Raw genomic sequence first — 18,247 nt, 5'->3', positions numbered from 1 at the left:
CTTGCGCCCACGGCCGGCGGCCGTGCCGCCCACATCCCCGCTCGTGTGATCCCGCTACTGCCGCCGCTGCTCCCAGGAGACCCCCGGTGGTGCGATCTTGTGCGGCTTCGCACCGTCGCACGGGCGCTCTTCATACGGGCTCACAGCCGTGGCTCCAGCCGGGCGAGCGCGCGCAGTGCCTTCGGTGTGAAGCGCGACATCAGCCGTCCGCCGCGGGCTTCCGGGGTGACGGGGACGACGGCCTGGTTGCGTACCACCGCCCGCAGAACGGCGTCAGCGACCTTCTCCGGCGGGTAGTTCCGCAGCCCGTACAGCCGGGCGGCGTTCCGCTGCCTGCGCTTCTCCTCCTCGGCGTCGACACCGGCGAAGCGGGCGGACGAGGTGATGCCGGTGTTGACGATGCCGGGGCAGATCGCCGAGACCCCGATGCCCTTGCCGGCCAGTTCGGCGCGGAGGCATTCGCTGAGCATCAGCACGGCGGCCTTGGAGGTGCTGTAGGCGGGCAGTGTCCGCGAGGGCAGATACGCCGCCGCCGACGCGGTGTTGACGATATGGCCCCCCTGCCCGCGCTCGGCCATCTGCCTGCCGAAGAGCCGGCAGCCGTGGATCACACCCCACAGGTTGACATCGAGAACCTTCCGCCAGTCCTCGGGGGTGGTGTCGAGGAAGGAGCCCGAGAGCCCGATCCCCGCGTTGTTCACCAGCACGTCCACCACCCCGTACTCGGCGGCGACCTTCTCGGCGAGTTTCTCCATGGCCTGCTCGTCGGAGACGTCGACCGTCTCGGCCCAGGCATCGGCGGCGCCGATCAGCCGGGACAACTCCGCGGTGCGGGCCGCCCCCTCCGCGTCCCGGTCGACGGCGATGACGCGCGCCCCGGCTTCGGCGAACGCGAAGGCGGTGGCCCGGCCGATCCCACCGGCCGCGCCGGTGATGAGCACCAACTGACCGCCGAACCGGTCGGCGTACTTCCCGGTGGCCGTCGGCGAGTTCCGTCCGCCGTCGACGGCCGTGATGAACTCGGTTATCCAGGAAGCCAGTTGGTCAGGGCGTGTGCGCGGGATCCAGTGCTTGGCAGGGAGAGTGCGACGGGTCAGCCGCGGAGCCCACTGCTCCAGTTCGTCGTAGAGCCGCTCGGACAGAAAAGCGTCCCCGAGAGGCGTGATGAGCTGCACGGGCGCGTGCGCGTACGCGTCGTCGCGCGGGTCGGAGAGGCGGGGTCGCACGTTGTCCCGGTACAGCCACACGCCGTGCGCGGCGTCCTGGGGCAGCGACCTGGCCGGATAGCCCCCGTTCGGTGACAGCTTCTCGGCCCGCTGGACCATTCCGGGCCACCGCCTGCCGAGAGGGCCGCGCCAGGCGAACTCGGGGAGTACGGGCGTGTGGAGCGCGTAGATGTACCAGGATCTGACGCCCTGGTTGAGCAGTTGGGCGAGCCGGCGCGGGGTCGGAGCCTTCGCACGCCGCTTGATCCAGTGGCCGAGGTGGTCGAGCGACGGCCCGGACATCGAAGTGAAGGACGCGATGCGGCCCTCGGTGCGTTCTACCGTCACGAACTCCCAGCCCTGTACCGAGCCCCAGTCGTGTCCCACCAGGTGGACGGGCCGGTCGGGACTGACGGCGTCGGCGACCGCCAGGAAGTCGTCCGTCAGCTTCTCCAGGGTGAACCCCCCGCGCAACGGCCGCGGCGCCGTCGACCCACCGTGGCCACGCACGTCGTACAGGACGACGTGGAAGCGCTCCGCGAGGCGTACGGCCACCTCGGACCAGACCTCCTTGGAGTCGGGGTAGCCGTGCACGAGCAGCACGGTCGGCTGCTGGGGGTCGCCCAGCTCTGCCACGCACAGCTCGACCCCGTTCGCGCGCACCCGGCGCTCCCGCGCGCCTTCCAGCTCCACCGAACCCGGCACCTCTTCCCCCTGACTCATCGGCCCCTCTCCTCCGCCCACCGCCGTACATGCGGCAGGTCGTCGTCCAGCCAGAACGCGCTCTCCTCCGGGTCCCGGGAATCGGTGACGACCAGAAGCTCCTCGAACTTGGCCCCCGTACCCCGGAATCCGAGGTGCGGCTCGACGGCCCACAGCCCCGGCTGCGGCGGGTGGTCCGAGAACCGGTACGGCGACCACAGGGGTGACCAGCCGTCACGGTGTCCGCGCAACGCGTCCGCCGCCAGGCCCTTCAGCGCCTGAATGCCGAACCCGAAGACATGGGGTGACCAGCGCCGTTCCTTGACCCGGTCCACCTTGTGCGCGATGACCCCGAAGGGGTACGCGCGATGGCGGTTGGCATATCCCTGGCGGACCATGAGCCGGTCCACGTTCTCGTAGATCTCCCGCAACGACCGCCGCTCGCGCACCTCGCGCAGGATCAGATCCCGGTGCGCTCCCAGATCCGTCATCAGCCTGTCGTGCAGGGGGCTGGGACCCAGGCAGCCGGAGTAGCCGATGTCCGCGGTGCGGCCCTTGTACACGGGAGCCATGTCGAGGATGAACGGCATGCCCGGCTCAAGTCGGCGATCGGTGGGGAAGAACTGCAGCGGTATGCGGAAGTTCACGAACGCCGTGCGGTCACCGAACCAGGCGAAGGGCAGATGGAACCAGTCCCGCACCCCGCGCTCCACCAGCCAGCGGCGCTGCATACGCGCCGCCTCGCGCTCGGTCACGCCCGGTTTCAGCTGGGCCGCGACCGCTTCGGCGCACTCGTACGCGAGGGTCTGCACCTCGCGGAACTCCCGCAGCTCCGCTGCGCGTTCCGCTGTCAGAGAGGTCATGTCACCGCCCCACCCGTCTCCTTCGACTACGGTCCGTGTCCGCAATGTGACATCAATGAATGTGACAGTGATCGGGGGTTGCGTCAATAGTGGGTGGGCCGAAGCTGTGGAACACGGCGGGCACCACATCGTGGCGCCGGTCGTTCTTCTGTCACGGCGACCAGTCCCGCCGGTGCGACCCGCCGGCCGTTCGACCTCAGGGTGACCCCTAGGGGGACCGACGGCTGATGCCCCCTACGGGCCCGTACGACTCGAGGGGGACGCCGAGACAGCTCTGCGGGGTGACGACCGTGAGGGGCCCCCGGCCCTAGTGTCGAAAACGTGACTGTGATCGCGACCGAAAGCCTGAGCAAGCGGTTCCCGAGGGTGACCGCTCTTGACCGGCTCTCCGTGGACATCGGACCCGGTGTGACGGGACTCGTCGGTGCCAACGGCGCCGGCAAGTCCACGCTGATCAAGATCCTCCTGGGTCTGTCCCCCGCCACGGAAGGCCGTGCCGAGGTGCTCGGACTGGACGTCGCCAGCAAGGGTGGCGCCATCCGCGAGCGCGTCGGGTACATGCCGGAGCACGACTGCCTGCCGCCCGATGTGTCGGCCACCGAGTTCGTCGTGCACATGGCCCGTATGTCGGGGCTTCCCCCGACAGCCGCACGTGAGCGGACCGCTGACACCCTGCGCCATGTCGGCCTCTACGAGGAGCGGTACCGCCCGATGGGCGGCTACTCCACCGGCATGAAGCAGCGGGTGAAGCTGGCCCAGGCCCTGGTGCACGACCCGCAGCTGGTCTTCCTGGACGAGCCGACGAACGGCCTCGACCCGGTCGGCCGGGACGAGATGCTCGGCCTCATCCGCCGCATCCACACCGACTTCGGTATCTCGGTTCTGGTCACCTCGCACCTGCTGGGCGAGCTCGAGCGGACCTGCGACCACGTCGTGGTGATCGACGGTGGCAAGCTCCTGCGGTCCAGCTCCACGCGGGACTTCACCCAGAGCACCGCCACCCTCGCGATCGAGGTCACGGACACCGACGAGCACCCCGACGGCACCCGCGCGCTGCGCGAGGCGCTCCACGCGCGCGGCGTGACCGTCTCCGACGGCAGTGGCCTCCCCGGCGCCGGGCACATCCTGCTGCTCACCGCGCAGGGCGAGGAGACCTACGACCTGATCCGTGACGTCGTCGCCGATCTGGGCCTCGGTCTGGTCCGCATGGAGCAGCGCAGGCACCACATCGCCGAGGTGTTCAAGGACAGCGACGAACAGGCGATTTCCCAGCGCACACAGGACGCCTGGAAGGAGGCCGTCGGCCATGGCGGTTGAGCAGACCCGGGCCGAGGCCCCGGCGCACGTCGGCGCACAGGCCCCCCACACGGGCGAACAGAGCCGTATCCACAACATCGGCTATCGCAGCTACGACGGCCCCCGTCTGGGGCGCGCCTACGCCCGCCGTTCCCTGTACTCGCAGTCCCTGCGCGGCGCGTACGGGCTCGGCCGCTCGGCCAGGTCCAAGGTGCTGCCGATGATGCTCTTCGCGGTGATGTGCGTGCCGGCGGCCATCATGGTGGCGGTCTCGGTCGCCACCAAGGCCAATGACCTCCCGATCAAGTACACCGACTACGCGATCATCATGCAGGCCGTCATCGGGCTGTACGTCGCCTCCCAGGCGCCCCAGTCCGTCTCCCTGGATCTGCGCTTCAAGACGGTGCCGTTGTACTTCTCGCGTCCGATCGAGACCGCGGACTACGTGCGCTCCAAGTTCGCCGCGCTGACCTCCGCACTGTTCATCATCACCGCCGTTCCCCTCGTCGTGCTCTATGCGGGCGCCCTGCTGGCCAAGCTGGACTTCACGGACCAGACCAAGGGCTTCGCGCAAGGACTGGTGTCCGTGGCACTCCTGTCGCTCCTCTTCGCCGGCATCGGGCTGGTGATCTCGGCGATCACACCGCGCCGAGGTTTCGGTATCGCGGCCGTCATCGCCGTCTTCACCATCTCCTACGGGGCCGTGTCCGTCGTCCAGGCCATCGCCGACGTGCAGTCCAGCAGCGACGTGATCCCCTGGCTGGGCCTCTTCTCGCCGGTCACGCTGATAGACGGAGTGCAGACCGCCTTCCTGGGAGCCACCTCCGCCTTCCCCGGTGGGCACGGGCCGTCCGGCGGACAGGGTGTCGTCTACCTCCTCGTCGTCCTGGGTCTCATCGCGGGCTGCTACGGCCTGCTGATGCGCCGCTACCGAAAGGCCGGGCTGTGACCACGCTCAACATCGACCACGTCTCACGCTGGTTCGGCAACGTGGTGGCGGTCAACGACGTCACGATGACGATCGGCCCCGGTGTCACCGGCCTTCTCGGCCCGAACGGCGCCGGGAAATCCACCCTCATCAACATGATGGCCGGCTTCCTCGCCCCCTCCACGGGCTCGGTCACTCTCGACGGCCGGCCGGTCTGGCGCAATGAGCAGATCTACAAGGACATCGGCATCGTCCCCGAGCGGGAGGCGATGTACGACTTCCTCACGGGTCGCGAGTTCGTGGTCGCCAACGCCGAACTGCAGGGGCTCGGGGCGAAGGCAGCCCAAAAGGCCCTCGCCACGGTGGAGATGGAGTACGCGCAGGACCGCAAGATCTCCACGTACTCCAAGGGCATGCGGCAGCGCGTGAAGATGGCGTCCGCGCTGGTCCACGATCCGTCGCTGCTTCTGCTCGACGAGCCGTTCAACGGCATGGACCCGCGCCAGCGGATGCAGCTCATGGAACTGCTGCGGCGCATGGGCGACGAGGGCCGGTCGGTGCTGTTCTCCTCGCACATCCTCGAGGAGGTGGAGCAACTGGCCTCCCACATCGAGGTGATAGTCGCCGGGCGGCACGCGGCGAGCGGCGATTTCCGCCGCATCCGCCGCCTGATGACCGACCGGCCGCACGTCTACCTGGTCCGCTCCAGTGACGACCGGGCACTGGCCGCCGCGCTGATCGCCGATCCGTCGACCGCAGGGATCGAGGTGGACGTGACCGAGGGCGCGCTGCGCATCCAGGCCGTCGACTTTGGCCGGTTCACCTCTCTGTTGCCAAGGGTCGCCCGGGACCAGGGCATTCGTCTGCTCACGGTCTCGCCGTCGGACGAGTCCCTCGAGTCCGTGTTCTCGTATCTGGTCGCGGCGTAGGAGGCCGAAGATGTACGACCCCACAGTCGCCCGGCTCACCTACCGGGCCCTGCTCGGCCGCCGTCGGGCCCTCATTCTCGGCGCGCTGCCCGTACTGCTGCTCGTGATCTCCGCGGCTGTACGCGGGCTGAGCGGCGCCGACGACCAGGTGGCAGCCGACCTGCTCGGCGGTTTCGCGCTCGCCACCATGGTGCCGATCATCGGTGTCATCGCGGGGACGGGCGCCATCGGGCCTGAGATCGACGACGGTTCGGTGGTGTATCTGCTGGCGAAGCCGGTGAAGCGGTCGACGATCATCTTCACGAAGCTGATCGTGGCGATCGCCGTGACCATGGCCTTCTCTGCCATACCGACGTTCCTCGCGGGCCTGATCCTGAACGGCAACGGGCAGCAGATCGCGGTCGCCTACACCGTGGCCGCTCTGGTCGCCTCGATCGCGTACGCGGCGATGTTCCTGCTCCTGGGGACGGTGACCCGGCACGCGGTCGTCTTCGGGCTCGTCTACGCGCTGGTCTGGGAGGCCCTGTTCGGGTCGCTGGTGCAGGGAGCGCGCACGCTCAGTGTTCAGCAGTGGTCCCTCGCAGTGGCCCACAAGGTCACCGACGGAGACCTCGTGACCTCAGAAGTCGGACTCCCGACCGCGGTGATCCTGCTGACGGTCGTCACGGCCGGGGCCACCTGGTACGCGGGGCAGAAGCTTCGGACGTTGAAGCTGGCCGGCGAGGAGTGACGGAGCCCTCCGGGGAGGCGAGGATGTCCCTTCGGGCATGCCGCCGCCCCGGGGGAGAGGTCTTCCGGATACTCGGCTTCAGGGGGCGTCCCCGAGGACCTTGAGGATGCGGTTTCGGAGAACCGTTCAGGGGACGCGGCTTCGCAGTGCCTGTTCCAGGGGCGGGCACCGCCACCGAATTCCAGGGGCGGGCACCGCCACCGAAGACCGCAGTGGCCGGAACACCACCGGACTGCGTACCGCCGCCTCTACTGATCTTGACGGGGGCTTCACGCACGTCCAGACACACTGGGCGAGGGGTACGAAGCAGTGGGGAGATGGCCAGGAAGGGCGGCCAGGAGGCAGGAGGAACGGGGATGACAGCGGAGGTCACACCCGACGGGGGCGAGGGACAGGGCACGGCGTCCGAGGACGACTCCGGGGCCGCTTCAGGAGCCGGGGACCGGGGCGGGGACGAGCCTGGGGGCGTCTGGGACGACATCGTTCTGGACGAGAACTTCATACGGTCCGCGGAGGCCGCCGAGCCGTCGGCGCGGGCTCGGATGCTCACGGCGCGCTGGCGGGAGAAGGCGCCCGATCCTCAGCCGTGGCGGTCGGACGAACCACCTGCCGGGTGGTTCTTCAGCAAGGCGCGTCGGCGCAAGTGGCGTCGCCGCTGACCGTTCTCCATGAGCGAGATCGACGTGGTCGATATTCAGTGGCGCACAACTCGGGCGCCCGGCACAGTGGTTGATGTCCAGGCCGCCGGACCGAGGCGGCATCACGTTCTGGGAGAGGAGCCCGGTGGTGCTGTTCATCAGGTGCAGTACGCCGAGTTCCCGACAGGGCAGTCCGCGGCGGGCTCCGGAGTAGTTACCCCTCCGTCGAGTCCCGCAGCAAGGGAAACTGCCCGGGGCGGCCGCTTCGAGCACGCGAATCGCTTCGCGTGGGTCGCCCACCCGGAGGATTGGCCGAGTGGTAAGGCACCGGCTTGCTAAGCCGTGGTCGGGTTTTGCCCGCGCACGTTCGAATCGTGCATCCTCCGCCGGTTCGCTGTCGCTGTGACTTGGCCGAGTGCTGGGGCCGGGGGCGCGTGGGAGAGGCCCTCGGTGGTGGTACTCGGCCCCGGTGCCCTAGGGGGCTCCAAGGGGTCAGGGGCGCCAAGGGTGCTGCCAGCCGGGGGGCCTGCCGCTGGTTAGGTTGCCTGGCAGTTGGGTCGCCCGGCGGTGGGGGCCGGCCGGAGGTCGGTCTCGCTCACCGGCGCTTGCCAGGTGCCGCCTGCGCCCACCCGTGCCGCCCCAGCGGCACGACTGCCCGCAGCGAGGGGTAGCGGTGGGGTAGAGACGACCTGCTCCTTCACGGTCCTGTCCGCCCCCGGTTGCCCGCCTGTCAGTTCCTGAGTCTTGGCGGTTTCCCGCCCCTCACTCCCTGAGCCCTGGCGGTCCCAGTCCCGTCACTCCCTGAACCTCGGCGGTCCCAGGCCCTTCACTCTGAGCCCTGGCGGGAGGCGGCCGCTGCCCCTTTACTCCTGCCTGCGCAGAAACGGAGCGGTGTCAGCCGCTGGCCGGGCCCTGGCGTTTGGATCACGTCTGGGCCGCGAGGCATGGCACACCCGCGGCGGTGTTGTGGTCGGCTGCCAACGCTCCGCGTCGACATCCCCTCCGCCCCGCAACCGTACGGCTCCGCGACCCCCCTCATCGGTAGCCGAAGGCACCGATCCCGAAGGCGGCGTGATCGGAACGGCAGGGCCAACCGTTCAGCCGGCCAGCAGGCGCTCCAGGACCTCGGCGATGCCGTCGGCGTCGTTGGAGGAGGTGACCTCGGTGGCGATGGTCTTGAGGGTGGGGTGGGCGTTGGCCATGGCTACGCCGTGGGCGGACCAGTTGAGGAGGGGGATGTCGTTGGGCATGTCGCCGAAGGCGATCGTGTCGGCGCCCTTGGCGCCGAGGCGGCGGGCGGCGAGGGAGAGCCCGGTGGCCTTGGTGAGGCCGAGAGGGAGGAGTTCGACGATGCCCTCGCCGGCCATGGCCACCGTGACGAAGCCGCCGGCCGCCCGCCGGGCGGCTTCGGTGAGTTCGTCGGTGCTCAGGGTGGGGTGCTGTATGTAGATCTTGTTCAGCGGCGCCGACCAGAGGTCGGACACGTCCGTGAGCGGGGTGGTGGGCAGGGAGCCGCGAAGGGCGTAACCGGCGCCGACCAGCAGCTCGCCGTCCAGCCCCGCGCGGCTGGCGGCGAGATACAGCGGGCCGACCTCCGCCTCGATCTTGGCGAGGGCCACTGCGGCGAGCTTGCGGTCCAGGGTCACCGCCGTGAGGAGGCGGTGCTCCCCCGCGTCGTACACCTGGGCGCCCTGGCCGCAGACCGCCAGACCGCGGTAGCCGAGGTCGTCGAGGATGTGGCGGGTCCAGGGGACGGCCCGGCCGGTGACGACGATGTGGGCGGCGCCCGCCGCGGTGGCCGCGGCGAGCGCCTCACGGGTGCGCTGCGAGACCGAGTCGTCGGAGCGCAGGAGCGTTCCGTCGAGGTCGGTCGCGATCAGCTTGTACGGGAAGCCCGAGGGCGCGGAGGAGACTCCTGCGGGTGTTTCCCCGGTGGCAGCCGCTTCGCTCACTTGGTGACCGGCTCCAGGACCTCGCGGCCGCCCAGGTACGGGCGCAGGACCTCGGGAATCCGGACGGAGCCGTCGGCCTGCTGGTGGTTCTCCAGGATCGCGACGATCGTGCGCGGGATGGCGCAGAGGGTGCCGTTGAGCGTGGCCAGCGGGCGGACCTGCTTGCCGTCACGGACGCGGATCGACAGCCGTCGGGACTGGAACTCGGTGCAGTCCGAGGTCGAGGTCAGTTCGCGGTACTTGCCCTGGGTCGGGATCCAGGCCTCGCAGTCGAACTTGCGCGAGGCCGAGGAACCGAGGTCCGCGGAGGCGACGTCGATGACGCGGAACGGCAGTTCCAGCGACGTCAGCCACTGCTTCTCCCAGTCCAGCAGGCGCTGGTGCTCGGCCTGGGAGTCCTCCGGGGTGACGTACGAGAACATCTCGACCTTGTCGAACTGGTGGACGCGGAAGATGCCCCGGGTGTCCTTGCCGTGCGAGCCGGCCTCGCGGCGGAAGCACGGCGAGAAGCCGGCGTAGCGCAGCGGGAGGCGGTCGGCGTCGATGATCTCGTCCATGTGGTACGCCGCGAGCGCGACCTCGGAGGTGCCGACCAGATAGAGGTCGTCCTTGTCCAGGTGGTAGACGTCCTGGGCGGCCTGACCGAGGAAGCCGGTGCCGGCCATCGACTGCGGGCGGACCAGCGCCGGGGTCAGCATCGGAGTGAAGCCGGCCGCGGTGGCCTGGGCCATCGCCGCGTTGACCAGGGCGAGTTCCAGGAGGGCGCCGACGCCGGTCAGGAAGTAGAAGCGCGAGCCCGAGACCTTGGCGCCGCGCTCGGTGTCGATGGCGCCGAGGAGCGTGCCCAGCTCCAGGTGGTCCTTGGGCTCGAAGCCCTCGGCGCTGAAGTCACGGATCTCGCCGTGTGTCTCCAGCGTGACGAAGTCCTCCTCGCCGCCGACGGGGACGTCGGGGTGAACGAGGTTGCCGAGCTGGAGCAGCAGCTCCTGGGTCTCGTTGTCGGCCGCGTCGCGCTCGGCGTCGGCGGCCTTGACGTCGGCCTTGAGCTGCTCCGCGCGCTTCAGCAGCTCGGCCTTCTCATCGGCGGTGGCCTTGGGGATCAGCTTGCCGAGCGACTTCTGTTCGGCGCGGAGCTCGTCGAAGCGGACGCCGGAGGACCTGCGCCGCTCGTCGGCAGACAGGAGAGCGTCGACGAGCGCGACATCCTCTCCACGGGCGCGCTGGGACGCGCGCACACGGTCGGGGTCCTCACGGAGCAGGCGAAGGTCAATCACCCCTCAAGGCTACCGGGGAGTCCTTCCGCCCCACGACTCGGAATTGCGGTACGCCGCCGCTGCGGTGACTTGAGAGGAATGTTCGCCACCCCGACGAGATGGACCGGCGTCAATGAATTGACGGGCCGACTCCCCGAAAGAGGGCGCGAAGAAGGGCTTCGGTTGACTCGATTCCCTTGCGGTGAAAGGGACTTGGGGCCGGTCGTCCACAGGGGTCCTGTGTGCCGAAAAGTTATCCACAGGCTGTGTGAAAGATCTGTGGACGGTCGAGATGATCGTTTCCGGAGGCGGGTGTCGACTTCAGGATTCCCGACTCAAACCACCTTCACGCCCACGTTCGAGTGGATTCGTGGGGAAATGGGTCGCTCTAAAGGATTGACTCGGGGAAACGCATGGGCGAAGGGTGATCCACGGAGGTGTGGACAGGGCAAGATCCCGCAAGGCGACTTGTCGACTGAATGGCGCTGCGCTGTCGACTTGTCCCCAGATCGAGGACCCGCCTGTGGATAACTTCTGTGGACAAAGAAAATAGGCAGGTAGGACAGGTCGGGTGGCCTAGAACCGGCCATCCTGGCAGCGAGCCACCCAGTCCGCGGCGGCGACGAACTCGTCGTCCGAGGTCCCCGGCAGGGTGGGCCGTACCTCCGCCACGGCGGCGTCCGCACGGGGGTACGAACCGAGGAACCGCACCTGGAGGCAGACCCGCTTGAGGCCCATCAGCGCCTCGGCCACCCGGCGGTCGGAGATATGGCCCTCGGCGTCGATGGCGAAGCAGTAGTTGCCGATGCCCTCACCGGTCGGGCGGGACTGGAGCAGCATGAGGTTGACGCCGCGGACGGCGAACTCGCCCAGCAGATCACGCAGACCGCCCGGGTGGTCGTCGCGCTGCCAGATGACGACGGAGGTCTTGTCGGCGCCGGTCGGGGCGGCCGGCCGGGCGGGACGGCCGACCAGGACGAACCGGGTCTGGGCGTTCTCCGCGTCGTGGATCTCGGTCTCCAGGGCCTCCAGGCCGTACCGCGAGGCCGCGAACTCGCCGGCGAAGGCGGCGTCGTAACGGCCCTCCTGGACGAGGCGGGCGCCGTCGGCGTTCGAGGCGGCGGACTCCCAGACGACGTCGGGGGGCAGGTTCGCCTTCATCCAGTTGCGGACCTGCGGCTGGGCGGCCGGGTGCGCGGTGACCGTCTTGATCTCGGAAAGCTTCGTGCCCGGCCGGACCAGCAGCGCGAAGGTGATCGAGAGGAGCACCTCGCGGTAGATCATCAGCGGCGCGCCGGCGACCAACTCGTCGAGGGTGGTGGTGATACCGCCCTCGACGGAGTTCTCGATCGGGACGAAGGCGGCCTCGGCCTCGCCGGTGCGGACGGCGTCGAGGGCTGCGGGGACGGACACCATCGGGACGAGCTCGCGGGTCGCGGACTCCGGCAGCGTGCGCAGGGCGACCTCGGTGAAGGTGCCCTCGGGGCCGAGGTACACGTAGCTGGCTGGCATGACCTCACCCTAATGGGCCCACAGGGGCATGCGGCACGAGCACCGTCCACACCCACCCCCGCGGGCGACCCACGGCACGGAGCGCCCCCACCACGGCACCGCACCGGACGTCCCCTGGAAGGCTCGCCAAGATCTTCACGAGCTTTCTAGGCCTCCAGCAGCCGCTGGCCCACGTACTCCCCCTGCGCCGCGCCGCCCGGTACCGCGAAGAGGCCGCTGGACTCATGGCGGATGAACGGGGAGAGGGCGTCGCCGCGGTCGAGCTTGCGCTGGACGGTGACGAAGCCGCGGAGCGGGTCGGCCTGCCAGCAGACGAAGAGGAGGCCCGCGTCGGGTACGCCCTTCGCGTCGATGCCGTCGTGGAAGGAGAAGGGGCGGCGCAGCATCGCCGCGCCACCGTTCTGGTCGGGGCGGCTGATACGGGCGTGCGCGTTGATCGGAACGAGGAGGTTGCCCTGGGAATCCGTCTTCTCCAGGTCCATCTCGGTCGTCTCCGTCGCCTTCGCGCCCCCGCTCAACGGGGCGCCGTCCGACTTCCGGCGCCCGATGACGTCCTCCTGCTCCTTCGGCGACAGCCGCTCCCAGTCGTCGAGGAGCATGCGGATACGGCGTACGACGGCGTACGAGCCGTTCGCCATCCACGCCGGGTCGCCGGACGCCCCGGAGGCGGGTACGAAGATCCGCTCATCGAAGTCGGGCTCGGCCGGCTTGGGATTGCGTGTGCCGTCGATCTGCCCCATCAGGTTGCGTGCCGTCATGGGACGGCCCGTGGCACCCGGCGAACGGTTGAAGCCGTTCATCTGCCAGCGCACCCGGGCCGCGCCGCCCGCGTCCTTCTGGATCGCGCGCAGGGCGTTGAAGGCGACGAGGGCATCGTCGGCGCCGATCTGCACCCACAGATCACCGTTGCTGCGCGCCTTGTCCAGCCGGTCGGACGAGAAGTCCGGCAGCGGGTCCAGTGAGTCCGGGCGCTGCTTCTCCAGCCCCGTACGGGCGAAGAAGCTGTGCCCGAAGCCGAAGGTGACCGTCAACGACGAGGGCCCCGCGTCGCGGGCCACATCCGTGTCGCCCTGGGCCGCGGCCTCGCCCGCCATCAGCCGCCGGGCGGTCTCCGACCAGCGGCGCAGCAGGGCGGCCGCCTCTCTGCGACCCGCCCCGGCGGCCAGGTCGAACGCGACGAGATGGCCGCGGGCCTGGAGCGGCGTCGTGATCCCCGGCTGATGTTTCCCGTGAAACATCACCTCGCCCGCCCCGAGGGAGGAGAGAGGGACGGCCTCTTTCGCGGTGGAGGGCGAGAGCGAGGACCCGGCCGCGTATCCGACGGCTCCCCCGGCCGCGCCCAGGGCGAGGCCGGTGGCACCCGCGGTACCGAGGAGACGGCGGCGCGAGATCGTCCCCTCGGCCGGTACGGAGATCCTCGCGGCGGGGGACGCGGCGGAGCCGTTCCCCGTGGCGGAGCCTCCGGTCGTGCCGTTCCGGGTGGCGGAGTTCTTGGCCGTCCCGTTGCCGGCGGCGACGCTTCTCGTCGCGCTGTTGCGGGCGGGGCCGTTCCCCTCGGAGGGGGCAGTGGTGGACTGGTCGGTCATGGTGCGGTTCAGCCGATCTTCGCGTTCTTGCTCACGGTCACCTGGTCGATGTCGGACGTGCGCACGGTGACCTCGATGTTCCAGTCGCCCGCCATGGGGATCTGTAGACCGTCGGCCGTCCAGTGCCCGGCGGCGATGTGGTCGGGCACCACGGGCAGGGGGCCGATGTCCTTGGCCTCCAGGGTGAAGGCGACCTTCACCTCGGGGATGTCGTACGCCTTGCCGTCGGGTCCCTGGACGTAGACGTGCATCTCGTTGGCGCCCACGCGCGCCGGGTCGATCTCCAGCCGGACGACGCCCTTGCCGTTCTTGCCGCCGGTGTCGAACGACATGTCCAGCGCCAGGGCCCCCGACTGGGTGTCCGGCGCGACGGCCGCGTTGGCCGCCTTGGCCTCTTCCACCGTGCGGCCGGGTTCGGAGGAGGTCAGCGCCGTGGTGACGGCGAGAAGGACGACGGCGACGCCCGCCTCCGCGAGCACCGACCGGCGCAGGCCCCGACGGCCCGGATCGGCGTCCCGCAGCCGCTTCTCGCGCGCGGTGGCCATCGCGGCCCGCTGCCGGGCGAGCTGGGCGGCCCGCTCGGGGTTCCCGCCACCGTCACCGCCACCTTCGCCGGCGCCGACGGCCTCGCCCCTGCCGCCACCTTTGCCCCCGCCGACGGTTTCGCTCGCGAAGCCACCTTCGCCGGCGCCGACGGCTTCGCGAGCGCCATCGGCAGCGGACGAGGTTGCGGTGGTCCTGGCCCGCCCGGTGGCGGGCGCCGCCTCCTCGCCGGGCGTGCCGGATGCCCCCGCCCGCTCCGCCAGGGCGGCCACCGGCTCCCGTCCGGCATCGGACCCCGCCTCCACGGCGGTCTCCGTGGACGCCGGTGCATCCGCCAGCCGCGCGGTCCACCGGCGGGAGATCCAGGCGATCCCGACCAGTACGGTGACCAGGGCGATCTTCACGAGCAGCAACTGCCCGTACGACGTGCCCGTCAGCGCCGACCAGGTGCCGGTCTGCCGCCAGGACTGGTACAGGCCGGTGGCCGCCAGCACCAGCACACTGCCGAACGCGACCCGTGAGAACCGGCGCACGGCCGTGGTCTCGATCTGTGCGTCGGCGGGTGCTCGGAGCAGCGCCACGAGCAGCGTCGCCAGACCGCCCAGCCAGGCGGCGACCGCCAGCAGGTGCAGGATGTCGAGGGGCATCGCGATGCCGGTCTGGATTCCTGTCGAGGCGTGCTCGGCCATCGCCCAGCTCGCGGCGAGCCCGGCGGCGACGACGCCCCCGCCGATGGCCAGACCGAAGGTGAGGTCCCGCTGGTAGGAGTCGTCGTCGACGTCGGAGGGCTCGTCGCCGTCCCCGGGACCTTCTTCCTCGGCACCCGCCTCCCCGGAGTTCCGGGCAGCCACGACACGGGGGGCACCCCCTGTCGGCTCCCCGCCGTCTTCCTCCGCCGGCTCCGCGCCGCACTCCGCGGCGTCGTCCGCTTTCTTCTCCTTCTTCGTCCCCTCCGGAGCCGACATCCCCTCGACGTCGCTCTCTACGTCGCTCTCGCCGTCGCTCTCTACGTCCTCCTCGTCCCGCCGGGCGTACGCGCCGAAGAGGACCGCGATGAAGAGGGCCGCCGCGGCGAGCAGCAGCAGACGGGAGATGAGGGCGGCCCCCGTCTTCGTCTGGAGGACATCGCTGAGCAGGTCCAGGTCGAAGACGTCGCCGAACTCGCCGGAGCCGGTGTACGAGCCGCGCAGGAGCAGCATCGCGAGGGTGGCGACGGCGAGCGTGAGCCAGCCGGAGACCACGAGGCGCTGTACGGGGCGTACCCCGGCGCCGCGCTGCCAGCACGCCAGGACGAAGGCGGCGCCGCCGACCAGCAGGATGAAACCGGCGTACGACAGATAGCGGGCGAAGCCGTAGAGCCCGCCGACGACCCCGCCGCCGGCCTCCTGGCCCGGCACGGAGACCGTCGTCTTCGAGGGCGCCCCCACGGAGAAGGTGAAGGCGCCGGAGACGGGGTGGCTGTCCGCCGAGACCACCTGGTAGGTGACGGTGAAGGTGCCGTCGGGCTGCCCGGGGCGCAGCCTCACCCCGTAGCTGTTGCCGCCCAGGTCGGTGACGTCACCGGTGTCGGCCTGCTTGCCCTTGGGGTCGTACACCCGCACCGACCCGTCCGACATCGCGACCTTCTCGGAGAAGGTGAGCGACACCTGGGACGGCGCCTCCTGGACGACCGACCCTTGCTGCGGGTCGCTGCCGGTGAGCGCGGCGTGCGCGGAGACGGGCACGGCGCCGGCGAGCACCACCGCCACCACGGCGAGCAGCAGAAGCAGCGGCCTCAGCCGGTTCGGCGACGGCGAGGCACCACCTCCCGACCACCACGCCGCGCTGGAGCGCCGCACCTCGCTCGACGGTCTCGACCGGCTCCACGGCCGCAACCCGCTCAAGGGCCTCAACGGGGTTCCCTCCCTCAGTGGCCGGTCGTCGGCCGGTACGTCGCCGACTTCACGGGCATCTCGACCGTGATGGCCTCGGACTTGGTGAAGTTCAACCGCAGGGACACCGTCTCGCCTTCCTTCGGCTTGCGCTTCAGGTTCTCGAACATCAGGTGGTTTCCACCGCTCTGGAGGACGAGTTCGCCACCGGCGGGGACGTTCAGGGCCGAGACCTCACGCATCGACCGGCCGGCCGTCTCATGGACGGTGACGTCCTGGGCGAGGTCGCTGGTCACGGAGGTGAGTTCGTCCGCGGCGCCGCCCTTGTTCTCGATGACGAGGTATCCGGCCGCCATGGAGTCGGTGACCGGCTGGGGCATGTACGCCGCCTTCACGGAGAGTTCCGCCGCGGAGGAACCGGCGGAGTCCGACGAGCCGCACCCGGCCAGCACGAGCCCGCCGGCCGCGACCAGGGCCACCGCGCCGAGCCCACGCCGCCCGGAAACCGCGGGCACGGAAGCCGGCCTCACGGCTTCTCGCCCTTGAGCAGCTTCGGCAGGTCCTTCTCGTAGTCCTGCACGGTCGCGTCGTCGTCGTACAGCACATAGCCCGCGTCGGTCTTCGGTGAGAACGCGATGACCTGGGTGCCGTGCTCGGAGACGGTCTTGCCGTTCTCGTCCTTGGTCGGTGGGTTCACCGAGATGCCGAGCTTGAGGGCGCCGGCCTGGATCTTGTCGAAGTCGCCCGTCAGACCGACGATCTCGGGATCGATGCCCTTGAGCCACTTGCCGAGCTCGGCCGCGGTGTCCCGCTCCGGGTCGGTGGTGACGAAGACGATCCGGAGGTCCGCCAGCTCCGACTTCGGCAGCTTCTTCGACGCCTCCTTCTTCGCGACCGCGATGTTGTTCATGGTCAGCGGACACACGTCGGGGCAGTTGGTGTAGCCGAAGTAGATCAGCGTCGGCTTGCCCTCGGTCTCCTCGCGGAGGTCGTACGGCTTGCCCTCGGTGTCGGTGAGCACCAGATCCGGCTTGACGAACGGCCGGTCGAGGACCGTGGACACATCGGCCGGGCCGGTGTCGGAGACCTCGGCGACCGATGTCGTCGACGCGTCCTCGCTGCCGCAGGCGGAGAGGCCGAGGACGGCGGCGACGAGCAGGGCGCCGGCCGCGTACGTCTTCTTCGTGTTCTTGGTGTTCGTGTTCTTGGTGTTCGTGCGCATATGGAAAAGTCCCAGATGGTTCGAGCCCCGGCACGCACGGGACGTGCGCCGCGACGGCGGACACACGCGCCGTACGGCGACCGCGTGCGCGCCGGGGGAGGGAGGGGGGAGCCGGGCGTCAGGCGTCGGTGCGCCGACGGCCGGCGAGGACGCCGTACGCCACGCCGACGGCGCCGACGACGATGCCGACGACGGCGAGCACGCGGGCGGTGGTGTCACTGCTGTCGGCGGGCCCGGCCGCCGTCTCGTCGGAGGCGGCCCCGGCGTTCTTCGCATCCGACCCGTCCGACCCGTCCGACCCGTCCGAGGCGGTGGTGGAGGTGGACGAGCCGTGGTGGTCGTCGGACGCGGCGGACAGCGCGAGGACGGGCGCCGGGTAGTCGGGCTCCTCCTGGTCCTTCTGCGGGACCTCGATCCAGCGGACGACCTCCTTGTTGGAGTACGTCTGCAGCGCCTTGAAGACGAGCTCGTCGGTGTCCTCGGGGAGCTGGCCCAGGGAGAGCGGGAACTTCTGGAAGTAGCCCGGCTCGATGCCCTTGCCGGTGGCGGTCCAGGTGACCTTGGACACGGCCTCGTCGATCTGCTCGCCGTGCAGCTCGATCGGCTTGTCGAGCTTGGCCCGGGTGACCTTGATCTTCCAGCCCGGGACGGCCTCCGGCTGGGCCGAGGCGAGCGGATGGTCGGCCGGGAAACTCACCTCGACCTTGGTGGTCGAGGCGTTGTCGCGCTCGTTCGGGACCTTGAAGTTGACGGTCGCGTATCCGCCCTTGGCCGCCGTGCCCTCCGCCGCCACGCTGACGTGCGCGAACGCGGGACCGGAGAGAACGAGGACGGCGGAACCGGCGAGGGCGCCGACGGCGGTGATACGAGAAGCCTTCATGGCTGGTGACACTCCACGGTGAGTGAGTAGGAGAAGAAAAGGGGAAACGCGCGCCTCGACAGCTGAGCTCGACATCTGGGCTCGACAGCTGAGACAGGGGGCGAGGAGGGGCGAGAGGAAGGGCGAGGAGTGCGGAA

The 18,247-nt window shown here is 70.1% G+C and carries 15 protein-coding genes and 1 tRNA gene; 6 read left to right on the top strand and 10 right to left on the bottom strand.

The features are described 5' to 3' along the window. Positions 1–140: 140 nt before the first annotated feature. Both AC067N_RS15415 and AC067N_RS15410 read right to left on the bottom strand, forming a co-directional pair. The gene (locus AC067N_RS15415) at positions 141–1,928 is read right to left on the bottom strand and encodes an SDR family oxidoreductase (RefSeq protein WP_478679362.1); all 1,788 of its coding nucleotides are present in this window, start codon (positions 1,926–1,928) and stop codon (positions 141–143) included. Beyond that, positions 1,925–2,770, bottom strand: a complete 846-nt coding sequence (locus AC067N_RS15410; RefSeq protein WP_478679361.1) for a M24 family metallopeptidase — start codon at positions 2,768–2,770, stop codon at positions 1,925–1,927. The genes AC067N_RS15415 and AC067N_RS15410 overlap by 4 nt, the downstream gene beginning before the upstream one ends. Positions 2,771–3,097: 327 nt before the next feature. Here AC067N_RS15410 and AC067N_RS15405 point away from each other — a divergent pair, with 327 nt between their 5' ends. The 6 genes from AC067N_RS15405 to AC067N_RS15380 all read left to right on the top strand — a co-directional run bounded on the left by AC067N_RS15405 (position 3,098) and on the right by AC067N_RS15380 (position 7,677). Then, entirely contained in the window at positions 3,098–4,087 is a 990-nt protein-coding gene (locus AC067N_RS15405) for an ABC transporter ATP-binding protein (protein WP_478679526.1), read from the top strand. After that, positions 4,077–5,015 (top strand): ABC transporter permease subunit, encoded by a 939-nt coding sequence (locus tag AC067N_RS15400; protein WP_478679360.1) that lies wholly within the window; start codon positions 4,077–4,079, stop codon positions 5,013–5,015. The genes AC067N_RS15405 and AC067N_RS15400 overlap by 11 nt, the downstream gene beginning before the upstream one ends. Next, positions 5,012–5,923 (top strand): ABC transporter ATP-binding protein, encoded by a 912-nt coding sequence (locus AC067N_RS15395; RefSeq protein ID WP_478679359.1) that lies wholly within the window; start codon positions 5,012–5,014, stop codon positions 5,921–5,923. Before AC067N_RS15400 ends, AC067N_RS15395 begins: the two co-directional genes overlap by 4 nt. 10 nt (positions 5,924–5,933) lie before the next feature. Further along, positions 5,934–6,653: an ABC transporter permease gene (locus AC067N_RS15390; protein WP_478679358.1), complete on the top strand. Its 720-nt coding sequence runs from the start codon at positions 5,934–5,936 to the stop codon at positions 6,651–6,653. Between the two features lie 356 nt (positions 6,654–7,009). Further along, positions 7,010–7,312 (top strand): SGM_3592 family protein, encoded by a 303-nt coding sequence (locus AC067N_RS15385; protein WP_478679357.1) that lies wholly within the window; start codon positions 7,010–7,012, stop codon positions 7,310–7,312. Between the two features lie 281 nt (positions 7,313–7,593). Further along, a tRNA-Ser gene (locus AC067N_RS15380) sits at positions 7,594–7,677 on the top strand. 711 nt (positions 7,678–8,388) lie between these two features. Here AC067N_RS15380 and AC067N_RS15375 read toward each other — a convergent pair. The 8 genes from AC067N_RS15375 to AC067N_RS15340 form a co-directional block, all read right to left on the bottom strand. After that, complete coding sequence (locus AC067N_RS15375) at positions 8,389–9,243, bottom strand: HAD family hydrolase (RefSeq protein WP_478679356.1); 855 nt, start codon at positions 9,241–9,243, stop codon at positions 8,389–8,391. Then, on the bottom strand, positions 9,240–10,517 hold the full coding sequence (gene serS / locus AC067N_RS15370) for a serine--tRNA ligase (RefSeq protein ID WP_478679355.1): 1,278 nt from the start codon (positions 10,515–10,517) through the stop codon (positions 9,240–9,242). The genes AC067N_RS15375 and serS overlap by 4 nt, the downstream gene beginning before the upstream one ends. Positions 10,518–11,072: 555 nt before the next feature. Beyond that, positions 11,073–12,008, bottom strand: coding sequence for a prephenate dehydratase (gene pheA, locus AC067N_RS15365; protein WP_478679354.1), 936 nt, complete (start codon positions 12,006–12,008; stop codon positions 11,073–11,075). Positions 12,009–12,154: 146 nt separating this feature from the next. Further along, on the bottom strand, positions 12,155–13,594 hold the full coding sequence (efeB, locus tag AC067N_RS15360; protein WP_478679353.1) for an iron uptake transporter deferrochelatase/peroxidase subunit: 1,440 nt from the start codon (positions 13,592–13,594) through the stop codon (positions 12,155–12,157). An 8-nt stretch (positions 13,595–13,602) separates the two neighbouring features. Next, positions 13,603–15,975, bottom strand: a complete 2,373-nt coding sequence (locus AC067N_RS15355; RefSeq protein WP_478679352.1) for a copper resistance CopC/CopD family protein — start codon at positions 15,973–15,975, stop codon at positions 13,603–13,605. A 68-nt stretch (positions 15,976–16,043) separates the two neighbouring features. Continuing rightward, positions 16,044–16,523 carry a copper chaperone PCu(A)C gene (locus AC067N_RS15350; protein WP_478679351.1) on the bottom strand — a complete coding sequence of 160 codons (480 nt, stop codon included), beginning with the start codon at positions 16,521–16,523 and terminating at the stop codon, positions 16,044–16,046. Positions 16,524–16,534: 11 nt separating this feature from the next. Beyond that, positions 16,535–17,230, bottom strand: coding sequence for an SCO family protein (locus tag AC067N_RS15345; protein ID WP_478679350.1), 696 nt, complete (start codon positions 17,228–17,230; stop codon positions 16,535–16,537). 118 nt (positions 17,231–17,348) lie between these two features. Next, positions 17,349–18,110, bottom strand: coding sequence for a YcnI family copper-binding membrane protein (locus AC067N_RS15340; protein WP_478679349.1), 762 nt, complete (start codon positions 18,108–18,110; stop codon positions 17,349–17,351). Positions 18,111–18,247: the final 137 nt, after the last annotated feature.

It is taken from the genome of Streptomyces sp. NPDC042364 (assembly GCF_056437585.1).
This window is presented reverse-complemented; position numbering and strand designations above follow the sequence as displayed.